General features: G+C 65.1%; 15 protein-coding genes and 1 pseudogene. 6 read left to right on the plus strand and 10 right to left on the minus strand.

The window, feature by feature from the left end:
* Positions 1–178, plus strand: a 178-nt coding sequence (locus H288_RS34230; RefSeq protein WP_020095426.1) for an ATP-binding protein, incomplete at its 5' end; no start/stop codon positions are given.
* A 339-nt stretch (positions 179–517) separates the two neighbouring features.
* Here the strand turns inward: H288_RS34230 and H288_RS32815 are convergent.
* From H288_RS32815 to H288_RS0125610, 3 genes and pseudogenes are all read right to left on the minus strand, one after another.
* Positions 518–1,149 (minus strand): annotated as a pseudogene (locus H288_RS32815) (tyrosine-type recombinase/integrase).
* Between the two features lie 250 nt (positions 1,150–1,399).
* Positions 1,400–1,969 (minus strand): type 1 glutamine amidotransferase domain-containing protein, encoded by a 570-nt coding sequence (locus tag H288_RS0125605; protein ID WP_012329817.1) that lies wholly within the window; start codon positions 1,967–1,969, stop codon positions 1,400–1,402.
* Positions 1,970–2,007: 38 nt separating this feature from the next.
* Positions 2,008–3,090: a catalase family protein gene (locus tag H288_RS0125610; RefSeq protein WP_020095429.1), complete on the minus strand. Its 1,083-nt coding sequence runs from the start codon at positions 3,088–3,090 to the stop codon at positions 2,008–2,010.
* Positions 3,091–3,333: 243 nt separating this feature from the next.
* Here H288_RS0125610 and H288_RS0125615 point away from each other — a divergent pair, with 243 nt between their 5' ends.
* The 4 genes from H288_RS0125615 to H288_RS34240 all read left to right on the plus strand — a co-directional run bounded on the left by H288_RS0125615 (position 3,334) and on the right by H288_RS34240 (position 7,483).
* Positions 3,334–4,410 carry a catalase family protein gene (locus H288_RS0125615; RefSeq protein WP_042669293.1) on the plus strand — a complete coding sequence of 359 codons (1,077 nt, stop codon included), beginning with the start codon at positions 3,334–3,336 and terminating at the stop codon, positions 4,408–4,410.
* Between the two features lie 467 nt (positions 4,411–4,877).
* Positions 4,878–6,071, plus strand: a complete 1,194-nt coding sequence (locus H288_RS32820) for an AraC family transcriptional regulator (RefSeq protein WP_081636544.1) — start codon at positions 4,878–4,880, stop codon at positions 6,069–6,071.
* A gap of 341 nt (positions 6,072–6,412) precedes the next feature.
* Positions 6,413–6,817, plus strand: coding sequence for a hypothetical protein (locus tag H288_RS35255; protein WP_158684235.1), 405 nt, complete (start codon positions 6,413–6,415; stop codon positions 6,815–6,817).
* Positions 6,818–7,024: 207 nt separating this feature from the next.
* A complete protein-coding gene (locus H288_RS34240; protein ID WP_081636538.1) occupies positions 7,025–7,483 on the plus strand; it encodes a hypothetical protein in 459 nt (152 codons plus the stop codon).
* A 174-nt stretch (positions 7,484–7,657) separates the two neighbouring features.
* On the opposite strand, the gene H288_RS0125625 is transcribed toward H288_RS34240, so the two are convergent.
* The 3 genes from H288_RS0125625 to aspT all read right to left on the minus strand — a co-directional run bounded on the left by H288_RS0125625 (position 7,658) and on the right by aspT (position 13,383).
* On the minus strand, positions 7,658–9,868 hold the full coding sequence (locus H288_RS0125625; RefSeq protein WP_020095432.1) for a hypothetical protein: 2,211 nt from the start codon (positions 9,866–9,868) through the stop codon (positions 7,658–7,660).
* A gap of 73 nt (positions 9,869–9,941) precedes the next feature.
* Positions 9,942–11,591, minus strand: a complete 1,650-nt coding sequence (locus H288_RS0125630; protein ID WP_020095433.1) for a bifunctional aspartate transaminase/aspartate 4-decarboxylase — start codon at positions 11,589–11,591, stop codon at positions 9,942–9,944.
* Between the two features lie 28 nt (positions 11,592–11,619).
* Positions 11,620–13,383: an aspartate-alanine antiporter gene (gene aspT / locus H288_RS0125635; protein WP_348529274.1), complete on the minus strand. Its 1,764-nt coding sequence runs from the start codon at positions 13,381–13,383 to the stop codon at positions 11,620–11,622.
* A 304-nt stretch (positions 13,384–13,687) separates the two neighbouring features.
* Here aspT and H288_RS0125640 point away from each other — a divergent pair, with 304 nt between their 5' ends.
* A complete protein-coding gene (locus H288_RS0125640; protein WP_020095435.1) occupies positions 13,688–14,614 on the plus strand; it encodes a DUF4344 domain-containing metallopeptidase in 927 nt (308 codons plus the stop codon).
* A 57-nt stretch (positions 14,615–14,671) separates the two neighbouring features.
* Here the strand turns inward: H288_RS0125640 and H288_RS0125645 are convergent, their stop codons facing one another.
* From H288_RS0125645 to ppk2, 4 genes are all read right to left on the minus strand, one after another.
* Positions 14,672–15,481, minus strand: coding sequence for a universal stress protein (locus H288_RS0125645; RefSeq protein WP_026605292.1), 810 nt, complete (start codon positions 15,479–15,481; stop codon positions 14,672–14,674).
* Positions 15,482–15,605: 124 nt separating this feature from the next.
* Positions 15,606–15,866 carry a PRC-barrel domain containing protein gene (locus H288_RS0125650; RefSeq protein WP_245274571.1) on the minus strand — a complete coding sequence of 87 codons (261 nt, stop codon included), beginning with the start codon at positions 15,864–15,866 and terminating at the stop codon, positions 15,606–15,608.
* Between the two features lie 23 nt (positions 15,867–15,889).
* Entirely contained in the window at positions 15,890–17,011 is a 1,122-nt protein-coding gene (locus H288_RS32825) for an AraC family transcriptional regulator (protein WP_245274573.1), read from the minus strand.
* A 488-nt stretch (positions 17,012–17,499) separates the two neighbouring features.
* A complete protein-coding gene (gene ppk2 / locus H288_RS0125660; protein WP_020095439.1) occupies positions 17,500–18,339 on the minus strand; it encodes a polyphosphate kinase 2 in 840 nt (279 codons plus the stop codon).
* Position 18,340 lies beyond the last annotated feature (1 nt).

Here is an 18,340-nt window from a genome sequence, read left to right on the forward strand (position 1 = left end):
CAGCCGTCTCTACGAGACCACCTCGATCGTGGTCTCCACCAACCTCGCCTTCGGTGAGTGGCCGAGCGTGTTTGCCGGCGACGCCAAGATGACCACGGCGTTGCTCGACCGGCTCACACATCACTGCGAGATCGTCGAGACCGGCAACGAGAGCTGGCGCTTCAAGAACCGCGCCTGAGGTCGGCTCGTACCCCGCGCCTCCAGGATCCCTGCTCAGCCCGGCTGCGCTACCCCGACCCGCTCCGCCGGGCTGACCAGGGGCGTCACGCCACGCTCACGATGGGGTCCCGATTGGAAGCCGATCCGGGGTCCCGTTCCAATGCCGTTTGACAAGCGTTCTCGGCCTGGAGCTTCTCGATGAGCGTGGCAAGTGCTCCCGGTCCGTTGTCTCATGCGCTCAGCTACTGGAGCGTCCGCTTCGGAGAAGGCGCCGGAGTGGGCCGAATGACCGGGTTGGGCGCTTTGCTGCTGGGCTGGTTTGAAAGCCCCTCAACCCCGAAGCCGAGGGGCCAAGCGCTCAAATCTCAGTACTTTCGGCCAGGGTCAGGGCATCCTCGACGTCCACACCGAGATACCTGACCGTGCTCTCGATCTTGGTATGGCCGAGCAGAATCTGGACGGCACGTAAGTTGCCGGTCCGCTTGTAGATCAACGACGCCTTGGTACGACGCAGAGAATGGGTTCCGTAGTCCTCGCTGCGCAACCCGATGCCCGTGCCCACTCATCGACAAGGCGCGCATACTGCCGGGTGCTGATGTGCATGACGCCGTCCAGCCGGCTCGGAAAGGCATAGTCGTCGAGCGCTCCACCCCTGGCTTCGAGCCATGCGAGGATGCTGGTACGGGCAGGTTCGAGCAGCTCGAACTGCACTGGTCGACCGGTCTTGCGCTGGATGACGATGGCCCGACTGCGGACGCGACCACCGCTGACGAGGTCGCCAATTTTGAGCTTTACGATGTCGCAACCGCGCAGCTTGCTGTCGATGGCAAGGTCGAACATCGCGCGGTCGCGCGTGCGCAACTCGTGGTCTAACCAGAATCGGATGGCCCAAACCTGCTGAGGCTTAAGGGCGCGCTTGGCGCCGAGCTTGCGGCCAGCGTTCCAGGCCCGCCGCCCTTTCGTGACCGGATCGTGTGCTGAGTGTCCCATCGTCGATCTCCTCGCCGGCCCTTGCCGACGAGGCGAGAAAAAACCCGAACCGAAGCTTCGGAGAGCGGGCATATACGGACGTTCCGCTGGCGACCCAACCCAGTCACTGCTGTAAGGAAGCAGAGCTCCATAAAGCAGCCGTCCGGTGCGTGCATCAGCACCGGACGGCTGCTGGTCTGGAAAAGCGATGTTAGGTCGACCGGCTTCGAGCGCCGGGGCTCGCCTATGCCGAAGCCGACGTGAGACGGCTTCAGGCGCTGCGGGCCTGGTCCGGATGACGCCCTTCCGCAAACTCTTCGACGATCTTGGCGCAGAACGCCGGCAGGTCCTTCGGGTTGCGGCTGGTGACGAGGCCCTTGTCGACTACCACCTCCGCGTCGACCCATTCCCCGCCCGCGTTGCGGATGTCGGTCTTCACGGTCGGGAACGACGTCAGCTTGCGCCCCTTCACGACGTCGGCCTCCACCAGCGTCCAGGGCCCGTGGCAGATGACGCCGACCGGCTTGGCCTGCTGGAAGAAGTCCCGGACGAAGCCGACCACGGCCTCGCTGCCCCGGAGCTTGTCGGCCCCCACGCTGCCGCCGGGGATGATGAGACCGTCGAAGTCTGAGGCGGACACGCCGTCGATGACCTTGTCGACCGGATACTTCCCAGCCGGGTCGAGGTCGTTGTTGACCGTCTCGGCCTCGCCCGCCTCAAGCCCGACCACGGTTACCGTCGCGCCGGCCGCCAGCAGCGCGTCGCGGGGCTTTGTGAACTCCGGCTCCTCCGTTCCCCGGGGGGCGATCAGGATGGCGATGGTCTTGCCCTGAAGCGACATTGGTCGTTCCTCTCTGCGTGATGTGGGAATGAGTTGGCTCAAGCCGGGATGCTCTCGGGCGAGGCGGTGTTCTCGGCGGTCACGCCGTTCTCCCGATGGCGGAAGTCGCTCAGCGCCCGGTAGACCTGAAGACGCGCCCGCATCACCGAACCCAGCGGCTGGTGCGCCGCCAGGCTGTGCGCGGGGCGGAAGGTCATCACCTCGTCGAAGTAGCGGACCCGCTCGGGCGAGTAGGCATCCTGCCGGGGCAGGCGGAGCGTCGCCACCGTGCGGTACGGGCTGATTGCGACCGGCCAGTCGACCGAGGCATCCTCGATGGGTTGCCGTTCGGCATCGGCCCAGAGCTGCGCCTTCAGATCGTAGACCGCCGTGTTGTCGCGGAAGAAGGCCGCGGCCGCGTGGCGGAAACCGTCCTCGTCGCCGTGCGGGTCAAGCTCCCATTCGGCGAGGTTACGTTGGGCGGGCGAAGCCGGCACCGCCCCGAGCTTAGCGACGTGATCGCCGAACCGCATCGGGGCCTGACTGAAGTAGCTGTCGGCGAGCGGGTGGCTGTAGGGATGACCGAGGAAATCGGCCATGGCGCTCTCGGTGCCAAACGCGTGCAGCACTCGGTTGAGGTTGCGGGCTGTGGCCGCGACGGCGCTCTTCACACCCTCCGGCATGCCGGTCGATTTCCCGATGACCGTGCCGTCGCGCAGGAAGCCCGCCGCGGTGCCCGACGGGAAGGTCGTGCCGGTGGCGAGTACGAAGTCCTGGGTCTCGACGTCGTGCCCAGACAGCTTCTCGCCCGGCACTCCGAAGATCTTGATCGACATGCCGCGGTGGGTCGACACCCGGTCGCCCAGGATTTCCCCGGGCCCTTGCGCGAAGCGCACGGCCACCTTGTACGTACCCGGCCTAGCGAACAGGCCCTGCGCGAGTTCCGGGGGTAGGTTCTCCGGAACGACCAACTCCCCGACGACGCAGGCCGAGCTCTTCGCGTGACTCGCGCGTACCGCGCGGTGCTCGCGCTTCTCCACGACCTGCGACTGCTGAGTCATCCCCTGGATGATACCGTCGATGGACTTCTGCTCGTCCGGGGCGGGCGTCTCGATATCGGGGGCGTAGCGAAGGAATGTCATCGGCGTATCCTCGACGTGTCGTCCGCCTACGGGGTGATTTCACGAAGGCTGTGATCGGGACGCGGGGTCGGAAGGCCGCCGGATCGCGGCCGCGCCTGCGCGGAGAGAAAGACCGCACCTCCGACAAGCCGCGCCGGCCCCCTGCCGTTCCACACCTCGTTCATGGGCGATTGAATGCCGCACAACCTGGAACGTCGCCGGGCGAGCGGGTGTTCTGTCCTGGCGGCCAGCGGGAGACAGACCTTGCGATCACCGGTGCGATACACCCCCGACGTCGAGGCGGTGCTGCCAGACGAAGGGCAGACCATCGAGCAGCTCAACCAGACCTTCGATAAGATCCTGAACCGGGTCGCGGAGCATTCGGGCCATGCTGTACGCTCGGTCCACGCGAAGTCGCATGGCATCCTTGAAGGGGCTCTGACGATCGATGTGGGCCTGCCCCCCGAGCTGGCCCAAGGCCTTTTCGCCACTCCCGGCCAGCACAAGGTCTACATGCGGTTGTCGACCAATGCCGGCGACATCCTTCCCGATGCGGTCTCCCTGCCCCGTGGCCTCGCACTCAAGGTGTTGGACGTCGAGGGCGAGCGCCTGCCGGATGCGGAGGGGACGACCCAGAACTTCATCATGGTCAACGGCAAGGTGTTCCAGGCACCGAGCGCCGAGAAGTTTCTGGGCAGCCTCAAGCTGCTGGCCGGCACTACGGACCGCGCCGAGGGGCTGAAGGTCGCCGCCTCCACGGTCCTGCGCGGCGTCAATAAGGCTCTGCATGCGGTAGGCATCGACAGCCCCACCATCGGCTCTCTGGGCGGTGCGCCCAATGTCGATCCGCTCGGCGAGACCTACTACAGCCTGACCCCGTTCCGGTACGGCGAATACATCGCCAAGTTCTCGCTGGCCCCCGTCGCGCCGGCTCTGACCGCCCTGACCGGCACTGAGATCGATGCCTCCGGCCGCGCAAACGCCATCCGCGAGACCGTGCAGTCTGAGATGATGGGCATCGCCGGCGAGTGGGAATTCCGCGTGCAGCTCTGTCGCGATCTCGAACACCAGCCGATCGAGGACCCAACGGTGGAGTGGAAGGAGGACGAGGCACCGTTCCAGCGGGTCGGGATTGTTCGAGTTCAGCCGCAGGACAGTTGGGATCCTGCACGGGTCCAGGCGGTGGACGAGGAGATGCGGTTCAGCGTGTGGACCGGCCTCGCAGCGCACCGACCTCTCGGCAACATCAACCGAGCCCGCAACGCCCCCTATCGGCATTCGGCCGAGTTCCGCGAGCGGTTCAACCGCTGCCCGATCCACGAGCCGGGTACGGTGCGCTGAAGCGACATCCTAAAGCTGCAACTGCTGCAGATCTCAGATCAGGCGCGACGGCGATGTCTGCTTCATCGCTAAACCGCTCGCAAGCGGACAGGCAGAAATCCACCCATCCGAGACACTCATGCGGGCCCGCCCGATTACCGAGGCTGGCCGTAAGCAGAACGGCAGCTTCGACGCTCGGGTACCAATTCAGCGGACATTCGGCACGTGTCGGATGAACGGCATCGCTTAAACGGAGGTCGGCATCTGCGCCGCTGTCGAGCATATTCGAGGGCGGTGGGGAACCGGCGTTCGGTAAAGAGTCTGCGGCAACCTGTTTCTTCCCTGGCTACCGATGTTCGCCGCTTCGCCGCAGCACGGCACGTTCCAATCGAGTGCCCTGAGGTTCGTCCCATTCGATCAAGCCGCTCTGGCAAAACCCATGTTAAATGCCTTGCTTGCGCCGGTTCGGCGTCGAAACAGGGGTCATCATGCCCTCGTCTCTCGCAGCAGATTTCTCTGGGCATTCGGTCCAGTCAGCGGCGACCGGCAGTTCTGGCGCGCGCGGAAAGCCGCTTCCCGTTGCCTTGAGCCGCCCCGGGGTCGGACCGGCGATCATCGCCGCCCTTGCCGAACTCGGTGCCGATCCGGGCGAAGTCCTTGCCGAGCTTGGATTTGATCCCCGGCACTTCGACAGCGACAAGTTCGTGCCTTATGCCGACCTTGGCCACCTGATCACCTTGGGAGCGGAGCGGACGAACTGTCCACACCTCGGGCTCCTCGTCGGCCAGCGTGCCACCCTGGGGTCATTGGGGCCTTTCAGCGTGTTGATGCGCCACTCGGACAGCGTCGGCGCGGCCTTGCGGGCGCTCGTCGCGCATGCGGGCAGGCAGAACTGGGGCGCAGTGATCGGGCTTGGCATCGACGGCGACGTCGCCGTCCTCAGCCATGCCCCCTACGGACCGGAAGCCGGGTGTGCAGCCGTTTACTCGGAGCGCGCGCTCGCCACGATGACCAACGTCCTTCGCGCGTTGTGCGGGGCTGATTGGGCGCTGCAGGAGGTTCTGCTGCCGCAATCCAAGCCGCGCGACGCGACGCCCTATGACCGCTTTTTTCAGGCACCCGTCCGGTTCGATCAGGAAATGGCCGCCTTAGTCTTCCCGGCCCAATGCCTTGAGCAGCCCATTGCCGGTGCTGACCCGTCTGCCCGCAGGATTGCGGAGGAGCGTATTCGCCGCCTCGAGGCCGAATACGCATCGGATGTGACGGATGAGCTTCGTCGCTACCTCCGGACCCAGGTGAGTCAGCAGCGTTGCAAGGCGGAGCGCGTGGCGCGCATGCGGCTGGTGAACCGCCGCACGCTGAACCGACATCTGCGGGCCGAGGGCACGACCTTCAAGCAGCTTGCCAACGAAGCGTTGTTCCAAGTTGCCAAGCAACTCCTCGTCGATACCAGCATGAGCATGACGCAAATTTCGGAGGTCCTGAACTTCTCCGAGCCGGCCGCCTTCACACATGCCTTCCGGCGCTGGGCGGGCATGACCCCGAGCGGGTGGCGGCGCGAGAACCAGCCGCTCGACACAGTTCGGCGCCTGAATGCCGGGAAAGCACCGGACACGCCGAACAGATCATCGCGAGCCAGCTTTCCGCAATCCGCGATGCCGCCGTCGGCGGCGCTGTATTGACGCCCGATCGATGCGCCGCACAGGACCGAATGCGATCTTTTGGAGCTCAGACAAGCGACGTCGGCCGATCACAACGCGTTGCGGCATGAAATATAGAATTCTGCTGTCGTTGATCGTTGCGGCATCCTCAGGCTCGACAGCGGCTTTGGCCGCGGGTCCTGCGGAGACAATTGGCAAGTTCTATTACCGGACGGATCCGGGGTACAATCAAAAAAAGTGCGGCCGGGTCAGCGCCTTGCTGGCCTCCCAACTCTCAATTCATTACACGTGCGGCAAGATTAACCCGCTTCAAAATCCTGGACGCCGCTGTTTGAGTACAAGCGGCCCGAAATTCATACTTCATGACACATTACGCGCATGCGAACATAGCAGATCGACAGATCTACGAAATTGAATATCATATTTCTAAATGTTATGCTGGGCATCCTATGCTAACAGCGCGTTCGCCGCCTTTCGGTCCCTTCCTTATTGAATGCGACATCGAAAAGCGGCTGAGCGACTTCGATTTCGACACCCTCGAGGTATGCCTTGCGGCGGCCAGTCCCGTCCGCGCTCGGTCGCATGATGGCGAGCCCGACGAACGCGCCACGTCCATGAACGCATGGGATGCGGGTCTCGGCCATCATAACGATATCGTCGTCGATCGCCGCGCGCCGGATGCTGCCAGTATCGCGCGTCGGGATTCAGATGTCGAAAATTGGACATTCATCACCATGAACGCTGTGTCGACGACCCTAAAAAGGTAAAAGCGCCCGCATTGTCGAGGCTCTTTTCTAGAGGACGCATATCGATGCTTTTGAGGAGCACAGATCACGACACGCTGCACGATAAAAGATGAAAAATTAAAATGCATGTATCGCATTTTTACTATTAAAATGTATATTTTCTGATAGAGAAAGTATTGTTTTCGTGTCCGGGGGCAAGTCATACGAGATGTTCGGTACGAGGTAGCCATGGATGCCGGCTCTCCCGGGGAGGAGATCGTGGTGGAGACAGCGGGTATCTTAAGGGCCACTGTGCTCGGTCTCGGCCTCACAATATTGGTCGGCGTACCGAGCGCGCGGGCGGCTGAGGGCGGACTGACCGACTATCAGGGCGCCTGGGTGCTGGAGGGACGTGCCTGCGAGGATGTCTATGCCTCGGACGGAAAGGCGCAGGCGTACAAAAAGCCGGTCGACATCTTTGCACCTGCTTTCATAGTGTCCGGCAAGCAGCTAAGAACGCCGATGGCGGCATGCCGGATCAAATCGGTTCGGCCGGCCGGGAACCGCCAGAGTCTTCTCCTCGATTGTACGAACGCCGTGTCTGGTAACGCGGTGACGGTCCTGATGGCGCCAGCAAACGGGGTGATCAGGCGCTATTACAACGCTGGAGATACGACGAGGGTCAGCTACCGGCGCTGCTCGCGATGAGGCACCCAAGATCTGGATGGTAGATCCGTTCATGCAGGCCATCCGGGTCCCAGTCACGCAGCAGCGACGTGTGACAGCGACGCGCGTGCTCTCTTGCGCCGAACCGGTGTCCACTTCGGCGGAGAGCGCTCGCGTTGGCGGCAAAGACCACGTTTTTGCACAGTGCGGCAGGCCCTAGTCCGGGCTTCGAGATCGCGCTGAAGCGGGCCCCTCGTAGAGGCGGCCGTCAGGGCCGAATGCGCCAGCGAATGCTTGCCCCCCGGTCGTCTCCGCGCAGACGAGCTCTTGATCTGAGACCTCCGTCACCACGCATCCCGACACGGCCGCCAGCGCTCCGGGGATGAGCCGAAAGTCGCCGCGTTCGGGTGCGGTGAAGCCTGGATTGCCGGCACGTCCGTGGGGCTCGATCCCGCGCTCACGCTTGAGCTCGGCCGGAAAACCATTACTGCTGATGTCGTAATCAAATACGCTCGCGAGCGTAGGGAGATCGTGTCCGTACTGGTCGACGGGTAGCCACCGGAAGCAATCGAAGAACGGCAGCGTTCCGGCCTCGCCGAGATAGCGGGCGAGACCGTTTCCGCCGACCACACCGCGCCCGCAGGTGCTCGAATTGAACGTCGCGGGCCTCGGCCGGCACAGCTCTGTATTGTAACCGGGCACGCCGTCCTCGCAGAACAGCATGGCGTTGTTCCAGTGCCTGAGATTGGCAGCCGCGCCGATCCCCGTCACGGGCGAGCGCAGGTACCAGCTGTTGTTGAACAGGTAGATCGCGCCGCGCTCCGCGTAGCGGTAGGTCCCAGGCTCCTGATCCTGCGGCGGTAGCGCGAGCTTGACGACCCGGCCCTGGAGGCTCGTCTCACAGGTCTGGTCAAGAGGATCCATCCAGGAGACATGACCGTCCGGGCCGATGCTCTCGACCCCTACGGGCAGCCAGCGGGCGCGCGCGAAGTCGTAGCGGCGATCCAGCTTCGGATCGAAAGCCCCGCCGGCCGCCGGCTTCTCGACGGCGTGGCGTGTGCAGGGCGACGGCAACGATGACCGATCAGGCAGGTCGATCGCGGGGACATCGTCGAACCAGCCGCGATTGCCGTAGATGTAGATCGGGCCGCCTCCCATGTCGTCGAACGAGAACCACGCATGGGCGTTGACGATCCGATTCCGGTAGATCCGAACGTCCGTCGCCCAGGTCTCCAGTTCCACGGGGTTGTCGCGGACATACGCGAACAGGTTGTCGTAGATGCCAATGTCCGAATTGAACGGGCAGGTCTTCGGTGAGAGCTCCGCGGCCTTACGATCGTCGCAGGCGGCTGCCTTCAGCCGAACGCCATTGTAGGCCGAAAGGACGGTATTGCGGCGAAAGACGATCGGTCCCCTGACGTCGGTTCCGCCCAGGAGCGCGCCGTTGAAATGGTCGTAGGCGCCGTGGTGGCCCACGCCCCACGGAATGCTCCGCCAGAGCAGGCCGGGGCAGCCCAGCGGGCTGACGCGGCCGTCGATGCAGCGGAACGGCCCGTGGAGGGTCAGGGTCGCCACGTCGTAGCCGCTCGCGTCCTGCACCCACGTGACGTCTTCGACCATGAGCGTGTCGGTCGGGCGCTCCCGGCTGCCGCGTGAAGCGAGACCGTAGCTGCTCCCGATCACGAGCGAGCGACGCAGCGTGACCCGGCGGCTGCCGATCGTCCGGACCGCCGCGAGCCAGCACCCGTCGAACGTCAGATCCTCGATCGTGATGCCGTCGGCCCGCTCGATGTCGAGGCAGGCGGCCTCTGCCAGCCGCCCGGCACGACCAATCGGTATGGCAAGCCGCGAGCGGCGGCTGCGCGCGCCCGCGCCGGTCGCGGCTGGGGTGGTCAGAGCCCCGAGTAGATCATTCGGAGCCGGGGAGGCCGCAAGGGCCGCCGCGAGGCCACCGCAGGCCTGCTCGACGTCGTCCTCGGGCATCGGGCAGCCGCGGATCGCCTCGACCGTGCGTCCGACCAGTCGCGTGCGCTGCCCCAGCCCCCTGATCACGACCGGCGGCGCGTCCCGCTGCCCCAGCCCGGACAACACGATCCGCTCGCGGTAGAATGCTGCAACGGCCGGATCCGGATTGTCGGCGAGAAGTTGGACGACGTCGCCCGGATTCAGGCCCCGCATCGCCTCGGTCGAGAAGGCCTGCGTCTGGGGGGTGACCATCCGGCCGTCCGCACCGTATCCCGGCCCGGACCCCGACGGCGTGACGTAGATCGTCCGCGCCGCGGCACCCTGTGCCCCCAGGCATAGCAGCGCCGCCGCGAGCACGCGCCGCGCGCGGCGGCTGCCGGGGAACGGGCGGTCCCGGGCGGTCGGAAACCCGATCGCGGCCTTCGCCCCGTCCACAAGAGCCATCGTCAGCGCCTCGACCATCCCGGTGCGGCCTTGAGATGCGATCGACAGGCCCGGGACCGGCGCGGCCCCGGTCCCCGGAGGATCGAGCCGGTCACTCGGCCGGGACCGGCTCGGCCGCCTGCACGTTAGCCTTGGTGGCGCGCATGGCGGCCTCGTAGGCATCCCGGTATCCGCGCGCGACGGCCCGCACGCCGCGTCCGATATCGGCGTAGGCCTCGTCGGGCAGGTTGGCGAGCGACACCCGCAGGGACCAATCGGGTGCTTCGAATCCGCCGCCGTTGAGCAGCACGATGCCGTGGACCTCGGCCAGCCGGAAGGCGAGGTCGAGCGGATGGACGTTGCGCTTCAGGTAGGCCACGGCCTCCTCGCCGATGTTCTTGCGGGCCCAGAACTCGAAATCGATCAGCCCGTAATAGGCATCGTAATTCGGGTTGGGCGTGAGCTGGAGGCCGAGCCCCTCGATCATCGACCAGGCGCGCCGGTTGACGATCTCCATGCAGGCGTCCTGATAGACCTTGGTCTCGTCCATCAGCTCGGCGAGCGAGAACAGGCTCATCATCACCTGCTGCGGCAGGGACAGGCCGGCGGTGTGGTTGAGCGCGATGTCGCGACTGTCGGCCACGATGCGGTCGATGAACCTGAGTTTGCGCGGCTCCAGCGTCAACGGCCCGTAGCGCCTGTCGAGATCCGCGGTCACCTCGGGCGGCAGCTTCGTGATCGCCGTGTCGAAGATATTGTCCTCGTGGATCGCGATCGCGCCGAGCCGCCAGCCGGTGCAGCCGAAATACTTCGAGAACGAGTAGACGCCGATGGTATTGTGTGGCAGCTCCGCCATGAGCGACCGAAAATCGTGCACGAATGTACCGTAGACGTCATCGGTGAGGACCATCAAATCGGGGCGCTTGTCGCTGACCAATCGGGTGATCTTGCCGATGGTCTCCGGGCTCAGGGCCATCCCGGTCGGATTTCCGGGATTGACCACGAAGAAGGCCTTGATCTTGGGATCGAGCAGCTTGTCGATTTCGGCGTCTGTGTACTGAAACTTGTTCTCCTGCGGCGCCTTGATGTGAACGACGTCGAGGGCGTAATCCTCGAGATGCGTCATTTCGAGGTACGGCGTGAAGATTGGCGTGCCGAGGGCGATCGTGTCGCCGGGCATCAGGAGCCGGTTCGCCTTGAGCGACTTGAACAGGTAGCACATCGCCGCCGTTCCGCCCTCGACTGCGTAGAGATCGAACCGGCCGGGTGGCTTGTGCGACCCGCACATCGCCCACATCAGGTATTCGTGGACGATCCGCTCGTTGTGAACGAGCATCCGGTCCGGAACGGGGTAGTTGTCGCCGACGATCGAGTCGACGAGTTCATGCACGAAGGCGTCCGGCGCGAAATCGAACGTCTTCGTCGCGTAGGGAACCAGCGCGGTCAGGAAGTCGGCGCCGGGCAGATCGGCATGCTGTTTCAGCCAGGCTGCGAGCCGTTCGGCGCTTCCGGCCGCCTGTGGCATGCCACCGAGCCCGGCCGGGTGGCTCATCACGCGCCGGCTCTCGGTCATCGCGAATTGGCCGAGCAGGAAGAAGGCATCGCGCGGCGTCGTGGCGACCCAGTTCGGGTTGCCCCGCCCGGCATTGAGGAAGGCCGATTGTGTTCGGCGGGAGGTGTCCTTGGCCAGCTTGATCAGCTCATCCTTGATCTCGAAAGGGCTGAGCGACTCGAAGTCCTGTAGATCGAACGATCCTGCCATGGTGATACTCCGGAGCTTCGGGGAAATCTCAAGAGAAGATGAGTACGATCACCATTCCGTAGATGGTGAGTACGGTGTTGCCGATGGCGTAGGGCATGCCGTAGCCAAGAGCCGGGATCTTGCTCTTGGCGGCTTCCTGGACCATGCCGAGGGCCGCGGTGGTGGTCCGCACGCCCGCGCAGGCGCCGAACAGGATCGCCGGGTGGAACTTGAAGATGTACCGACCGATGTAGACCGACAGGACCATCGGGATGGCGGTCGCCAGTGCGCCCCAGAGAAGAAGGCTCAGGCCCACAGCCTGGACGCCCGCCACGAAACCCGGGCCGGCACTGATTCCGACGACGGCGATGAAGACGTTGAGGCCCAGCGTGTTCAGCAGCCAGAGCGCCGGTCCCGGGATACGGCCGAAGATCGGGCGGATCGTCCGCAGCCAACCGAGAACCAGGCCGGCCAACAGCGCGCCGCCGGAGGTCGACAGGCTGATCGGGATGCCGCCGATCGTGTAGCTCAGGGCGCCGACCAGGCCCCCGAGGACGATGCCGGCGGCCAGGAAGGCGATATCGGTCGTCTCGACCGACCGGTCCGGGTAGCCGAGTTGCCCGATCGCCGCCTCGACGTGCCTTTGGCCTCCTGCAAGCGTCAGGATGTCGCCGCGCAGGATCTCCGTCCGGGGCATCACCGGAAGTTCGACCATGTTCCGCATGATCTTGCGCAGATAGACGCCGCGCGTCCAATCGTGCGTGGCAAGCTCTTCGAGGGTCTCGCCGGCGACGGCTCGGTTCGTGACGAGCACGTCGACGACTTCGGCCGGAACGTTGAGGAGTTCCCGGTCCTGGACCTCCTCGAGCATGGGATTGAGGGTATCGACGAGGCGCTCGCGACGACCGGAGACGGCCACGACGTCATCCGGCCGCAGCATCGTCTCGCCATCAGCCTCGATGATCTGATCGCCGCGCCGCACGCGTTCGACGAAGACGCGCATCCCCGGCCAGATATCCCGCACCGGCCGACCCACGATGCTCTCGTCGTCGGGGACCCGGTACGCCCGCAATTCGATGTGCCGGATCGCCGAGATGAGCCCGCCCTCGCTCACTGGGCCGCCCATCGTCTGCTCGTAGTCTTTGCAGGCCTTCTCGAGATCGACGCCAATCAGCTTCGGCCCGAGCTGCGCCAGGATGATGGCCGACCCGATCGTGCCGAAGATGTAGGTGACCGCGTAACCGATCGGTATCTGATCGAGGTAGGTCTTGGCTTGGTCGGGCGGCATGTCGAGCCGCGCGATCTGGTCGGATGCGACGCCGATGGAGGCCGAGATGGTCTGCGAGCCGGCGTACAACCCCGCCGCGTAGCCGAGATCGAGGCCCGCGAGTTTCGCGCAGAGGACAGGTGAGAGCAGGCAAAGGGCGAGGATGACCAGTGAGAAGCCGATCTGCCGCGGCCCCTCCTTGGTCAGGCCGCTCACGAAGAGCGGACCGACCCCGTACCCGACCGCGAAGATGAACAGGACGAAGAAGGTCGATTTGACGTTGGGGGAAATGGCGATCCCGAGCTGACCGATGGCGACCGCGGCGAGCAGGGTCGCGGTGACGTTTCCGAGGCTGAAACCCGCGACTTTCCGGGGACCGATCGCAAACCCGATCGCCAGCGACAGGAAGATCGCCAGCTCGGGATAAGTTTGAAAGGTCTTGACGAGCCAATCGGCCATGGGATGCTTCCCTATGTGATCACTCGCACGTACTTCAGCGAGTTCCGACGCGCTGATGATTGTCGACACACGCGCACTGACAGCCACGCGACGGCGTTGCGGCGCGAACGCTCGACTGAATCTGTGACCATCCGAAGCTACATCGGGGCGCGCACGATCCGCTTGATCGCTTGGGACAAAAATGTACCTTGCTGCCCAGTTTTTTCGGCGGTTCATTTCGAGATTTATTGTATCGCAAAACCGAATATAATTTAGACTGCCGGTTAAACATCGCGCGGGGTCCGGCGGGATCAAAACGCCGGCCTCACGCCGCAGGTCGGTCTGCGATCTCGAGGCCGTAAATCGACGTGACGTCTCCGCTCACGGTTTCGTCGTCCTCTGGATGCAGTCTATGGCCATGGCACAGGGCCGTCAGGCGATGCCGGTTTCCGGGCTCGAAGGTCCGGGCCGGGAAGGCGCCGGGGTCAGGCGCGTCCTTCGCGGGGCGATACGCCGGGTCTTGCTGACGGCCGCCCTGGTCCTCTCGGCCGCGCCCGTCGCCGCCCGGCCGATGGTGCCCGGCCGCGGGCGCGTCGTCGTGGCCTACGTGAAGCCGAGCGACCCCGTGCATGGCGCGATCTATCGGACCTTGCGGCGGCAGCGCGTGCTGGAGCGGCTCGGCGCGGTCGTTGGCCTCATTCGGCTCCCCCGTCACCTCATCATCCGGGCGAAAGGTTGCGGCGGAGAGGTGAACGCCTGGTACGATCCCGAAAGCCACACCCTGACGATGTGCTACGAGCTGGTCGCGGGCATCATCGCTCTCGCGCCGCACGAGGCCTCTGCGGCCGGCGTCACCCGGGAGCAGGCGATCCGTGGGCCGGTCGCCCAGATCCTTTTGCACGAGACCGGACATGCCTTGTTCCACCTGTTGCATGTCCCGATCTTCGGACGCGAGGAGGACGCGGCCGATCAACTCGCCGCCCTGCTTCTGCTCCACCTCGCCCCTGCGCAGGCCCGGGATCTCGTCGGCGGGAGCGGGCACTTCTTCGTGACGCTCGGGGGCCGGGAAGCGGTCGACAAAAGCAGCTTCGCCAACGTGCACGGCTTGTCGTGGCAGAGATTCTACAGCCTCGCCTGCCTCGCATACGGCTCCGATCCCCGTCGCTACGCCGGCATCGTTGCAAAGGGCTATTTGCCGACCGAGCGGGCCGCGACGTGCGAAGAGGAGTACAGGCAGGTGGCATACGCGTTCGAGAGGCTGATCGGCCCCCATCTGCGGGGACGACTGCAGCGCGGCGCGCGCCTCCGGCGCGCCTGGCAGTCGCGGGCGCCGCGATAGGCCCGCCGCGTTTGGCGTCGGGCGATCACCGGCGGCGTCGACCCGGAGCGCCGATCATCAATGACTCATCAGGCAGCAGACCGGCGAACGTCTCAAGAAATCGCGCGTCACGCCGCCGAACAACCATTCCCGCAATCGCGACCGGCCATAGCCGCCCATGACCACGAGATCCGCATCCGCCTGGTCCACGAAGCGCAAGATTTCATCCGAGACGTCTCGGGCGGTCGCATCCAGCAGATGCTGGCTGACCTGTGCGCCGTGTCGGGTCAGAAACTCCGCAACGCGATCGGCCCCGGCGGACCGGGCTTCCTCGCCCGCGCTGACGACGGAGACGTGCTTTGCTCGGCGCAGGAAGGGCAGCGCAGCCGAAACCGCGCGGCGCGCCTCGGGGGCATCCTTCCAAGCGACGACGATCCGTTCGGCTTGGAGATCCGGTGAGCCGAGCGGCGTAATCAGAACCGGACGCCCGACATCCATCAAGACCGCGCCGGGCAAGGCGCTCATCGCGCCGATGTCGTCATCACGCTCGCGCCCGACGACGACGATGTCGGCAGCCAGCGCCTGCCGCACCAGAAAGTCTACGGGGTTGGCCTCCGCCTGCAACCAGTCGGTCTGGACCTCCGGGCCGGCATTCTGTTCGAAGACATCCCGGCAACGCCTCAAGTCCTGCGCGAGTTTGGCTTGCTCCTCGTCGTAGGCGGACTGGATCTCGGCCAGGTCGTGGCCAGGACCAGGATTCGGGATCTTGCGCGCAGCGACGCCGGTCAGCGTCGCCTCGAAGCGCTTTGCGAGGCCGGCCGAAACGTGGACGCGGGCAGCGACCGTCGCGCCGAGGTCGAGGGAAACCATGATGCTGGCGATGGACATCGCGTCGACTCCCGTCATGCCGTTACAAAGGTCGTGCAGTCAGTTTTTCCGGCGCCGCCGCAATCGACGTGCGTTGGGGTTGCGATCTCGAACACGCATCGCGCTCGGCTGAGCGGCGCGCGTCTCATGGCCCGATCACGGGAACGTGCCGGATTTCGTCGCGTGTGCCGCTGACGGTCAGGTCGTTGTCGCGCTGATGCAGCCGTGGGACCGGAATGCCGATTTCCCCGCCACCGAGCCATCGGCGGCGGGAGACGACGGCAATCAGCGTATGGCCGTCCTGGGAGACCCGGACATCCCGCACGCGCCCCACGACGAGTTTCTGATCGGCATGGAGCCACCGTCCTCGAAGGGTCGGAATCAGCGACGCCGCGGCCATCTGCATGTTTGAATCCGCTTGGATCGCGATCAGCGAGCGGGCCTCCTGCGCGCGCGCCGCGCTGGCGAGCAGGGCGAGGGCGCAGGCCAAGACGGGCGCGGGGTGTTGCATCCGTCGTCCCTCCTCTCATCCAGGGGCGGCTTTTCCTCATCGACGTGGCAGCGCGTCGCCGGCCGTCTTTCCTTCCGCCAGACGCTCGGCGCGATGCCCGACCAGCGCCGGAAGGCATGCGTGAAGGCGGCAGGCTCGGAGAAGTTCAGTGCGCCCGAGATCTGCGTCAGGGTCATGTTCGTGTCAGCCAGGAGCTGCTTGGCCACCGCGAACTGAGCCTCGTTGGTGAGTTGCCGGAAGCTTGTGCCCTCGGCCCTCAGGCGACGGCTTAGGGTGCGGCGGTTCACCAGCCGAAGGCGCGCTATCCGCTCCGCTTTGCATCGCTGCTTGATGACCGTGGCACGGAGATAGTAGCGGAGCTCGTCGGTCAATTTGGAGGGCTGGGCGACCTCGATCCGGCGGATCTGCTCCTCCAGCCGTCGGCGAACGGCCGGATCCGCGCCGGCAATCGGCTGCTGCAGGAGCGATGCCGGAAACACCAGGGCGGTCATTTCCTGGTCGAACCGGACGGGCGCGCGGAAGAACGTGCCGTAGGGTGTGATGTCGTCCGGCGCGGAGCGCGGCAGCAGCACCTCCAGCGGCGCCCATCTGGCCCCGCAGAGCGCCCGCAGAACGTTGGTCAATTTGGCCAGGGCCCGCTCGGAATGCAGGGCGGCTCCCACAATCTCGGGTTCATACGGGGTGTAGCTGAGTGCGGCGACCTCGTCGAAAACGCCCAGCCCGACCACGCCGCCCCGGTCCTGTACGCACAGATGAGCCTCAAGGGCCCGCAGAGCGTCCCCGACCGTATCGCAGTTGCACAGCAACGAGCCGAGCAGCCACTGCGAGGCCAGTGTGACGCGCTCCCCGACAAGGAGCCCGAGATGGGGGCAATGCGTGCGATCGGCCGCCAAAGCGATGAGGCGGCCGATCGCGGTGAACGGGACGAACGTCGTGCGGCCATCGACGATCTGCGGATCGAGGCCGGCTTCGACGACGAGGCTACCGAACTCGGCGCCGAGTTCGGCGAGAACGACCTGGATCGCCCTGACGTCGTCGATGTGGACAAACCCCGTCGAAGGCGCTTTCGGGGTCGCATGGATGCGCTCGGTCAAGGCTGCCTCCGTCAAGCAGAAGCCGCTGCGCAACGTGGCGGATGGGGGCATGATCTTATCCTCCGACGCCAGTTAATCGGAGCTGCGAATGCTTGCTTGATCGAACAGGACACTGGAACAAGCTCAGACCTGGTCAGCGGCGCCTCTGAACTTTTTTGGGGCGAGTCGAGGATTTGGCCGTGGGGATCTGACCATTGCTCCATGAGGATTGATTTAGAGCGCCCGCTGGCAAAAGATCCCAACGCTGCGATGAGAAATCTTTCACGCTAAAATCCGGCTGCCGCGCGCAGCAAGGACTGTGCTTTCGCGGCCCTGAACGAGCCTTTACAGATATCCTCTTGCAGACGGGCGGCCTGAACTCATCGCGTCCGACCGCGATCTTGTAGCATCGCTACGTCGTGCAAACCGCGGGCGTTAGCTCCGGCCGCAGGCGATCAGTACAGTTCCGGCACGAAGCGCTGGTCGCGCAGCGTGTCGTCGTAAGCGTGCTTTTTGCAGCGCTTGGGCAGTGCCACCGGCTCGGGCTTGAGCTCGCGGTAAGGTATCAGATGCAGCAGGTGCGCGATGCAGTTCAGCCGCGCCCTGCGCTTGTCGTCGGAGCGAACCACGAACCACGGTAAGGCGTCGGAATCGGTGGCCGCGAGCATTGCGTCCCGAGCGCGGGAATAGTCGTACCATCGCCGATAGGATTCCAGGTCCATCGGACTGAGCTTCCACTGCCGGCGCGGGTCGCTGATGCGGGCCTCGAAGCGGATCTTTTGTTCCTGGCGACCGACCTCCAACCAGAACTTGATGAGCTGGATCCCGCTACCGGCGATGAACTGCTCGATCTGCGGACAGAGGGTCAGGAATCGGCGCTGCTCGGCCTCGCCGGTGAACCCCATGACGGTCTCGACACCGGCACGATTGTACCAGCTGCGGTCGAAGATCACGATCTCGCCCGGAGCCGGGAAATGCGCGATGTAGCGCTGGAGGAAAAGCTGGCTTTTCTCGCGATCGGACGGCGCCGGCAGGGCGACGACGCGAAAGACGCGCGGGCTGACCCGCTCGGTGATCGCCTTGATGGTTCCGCCCTTGCCGGCCGCGTCACGCCCCTCGAACACCACGATCATCCGCGCGCCGGTCGCCTTCACCCAGGCCTGAAGGTGGCAGAGCTGCACTTGGAGCTTCCGCAACTCGCGCTCGTAGGCCTTCCGCTTGAGCCGGCTGCGCTCGCCGGTTGGCTCGTCATCGCTGCGCTCTTTGTCGAGGCACGCCTGATCGGTACCGTTCATG

It is taken from the genome of Methylobacterium sp. 285MFTsu5.1 (assembly GCF_000383455.1).
Lineage (GTDB): Bacteria > Pseudomonadota > Alphaproteobacteria > Rhizobiales > Beijerinckiaceae > Methylobacterium.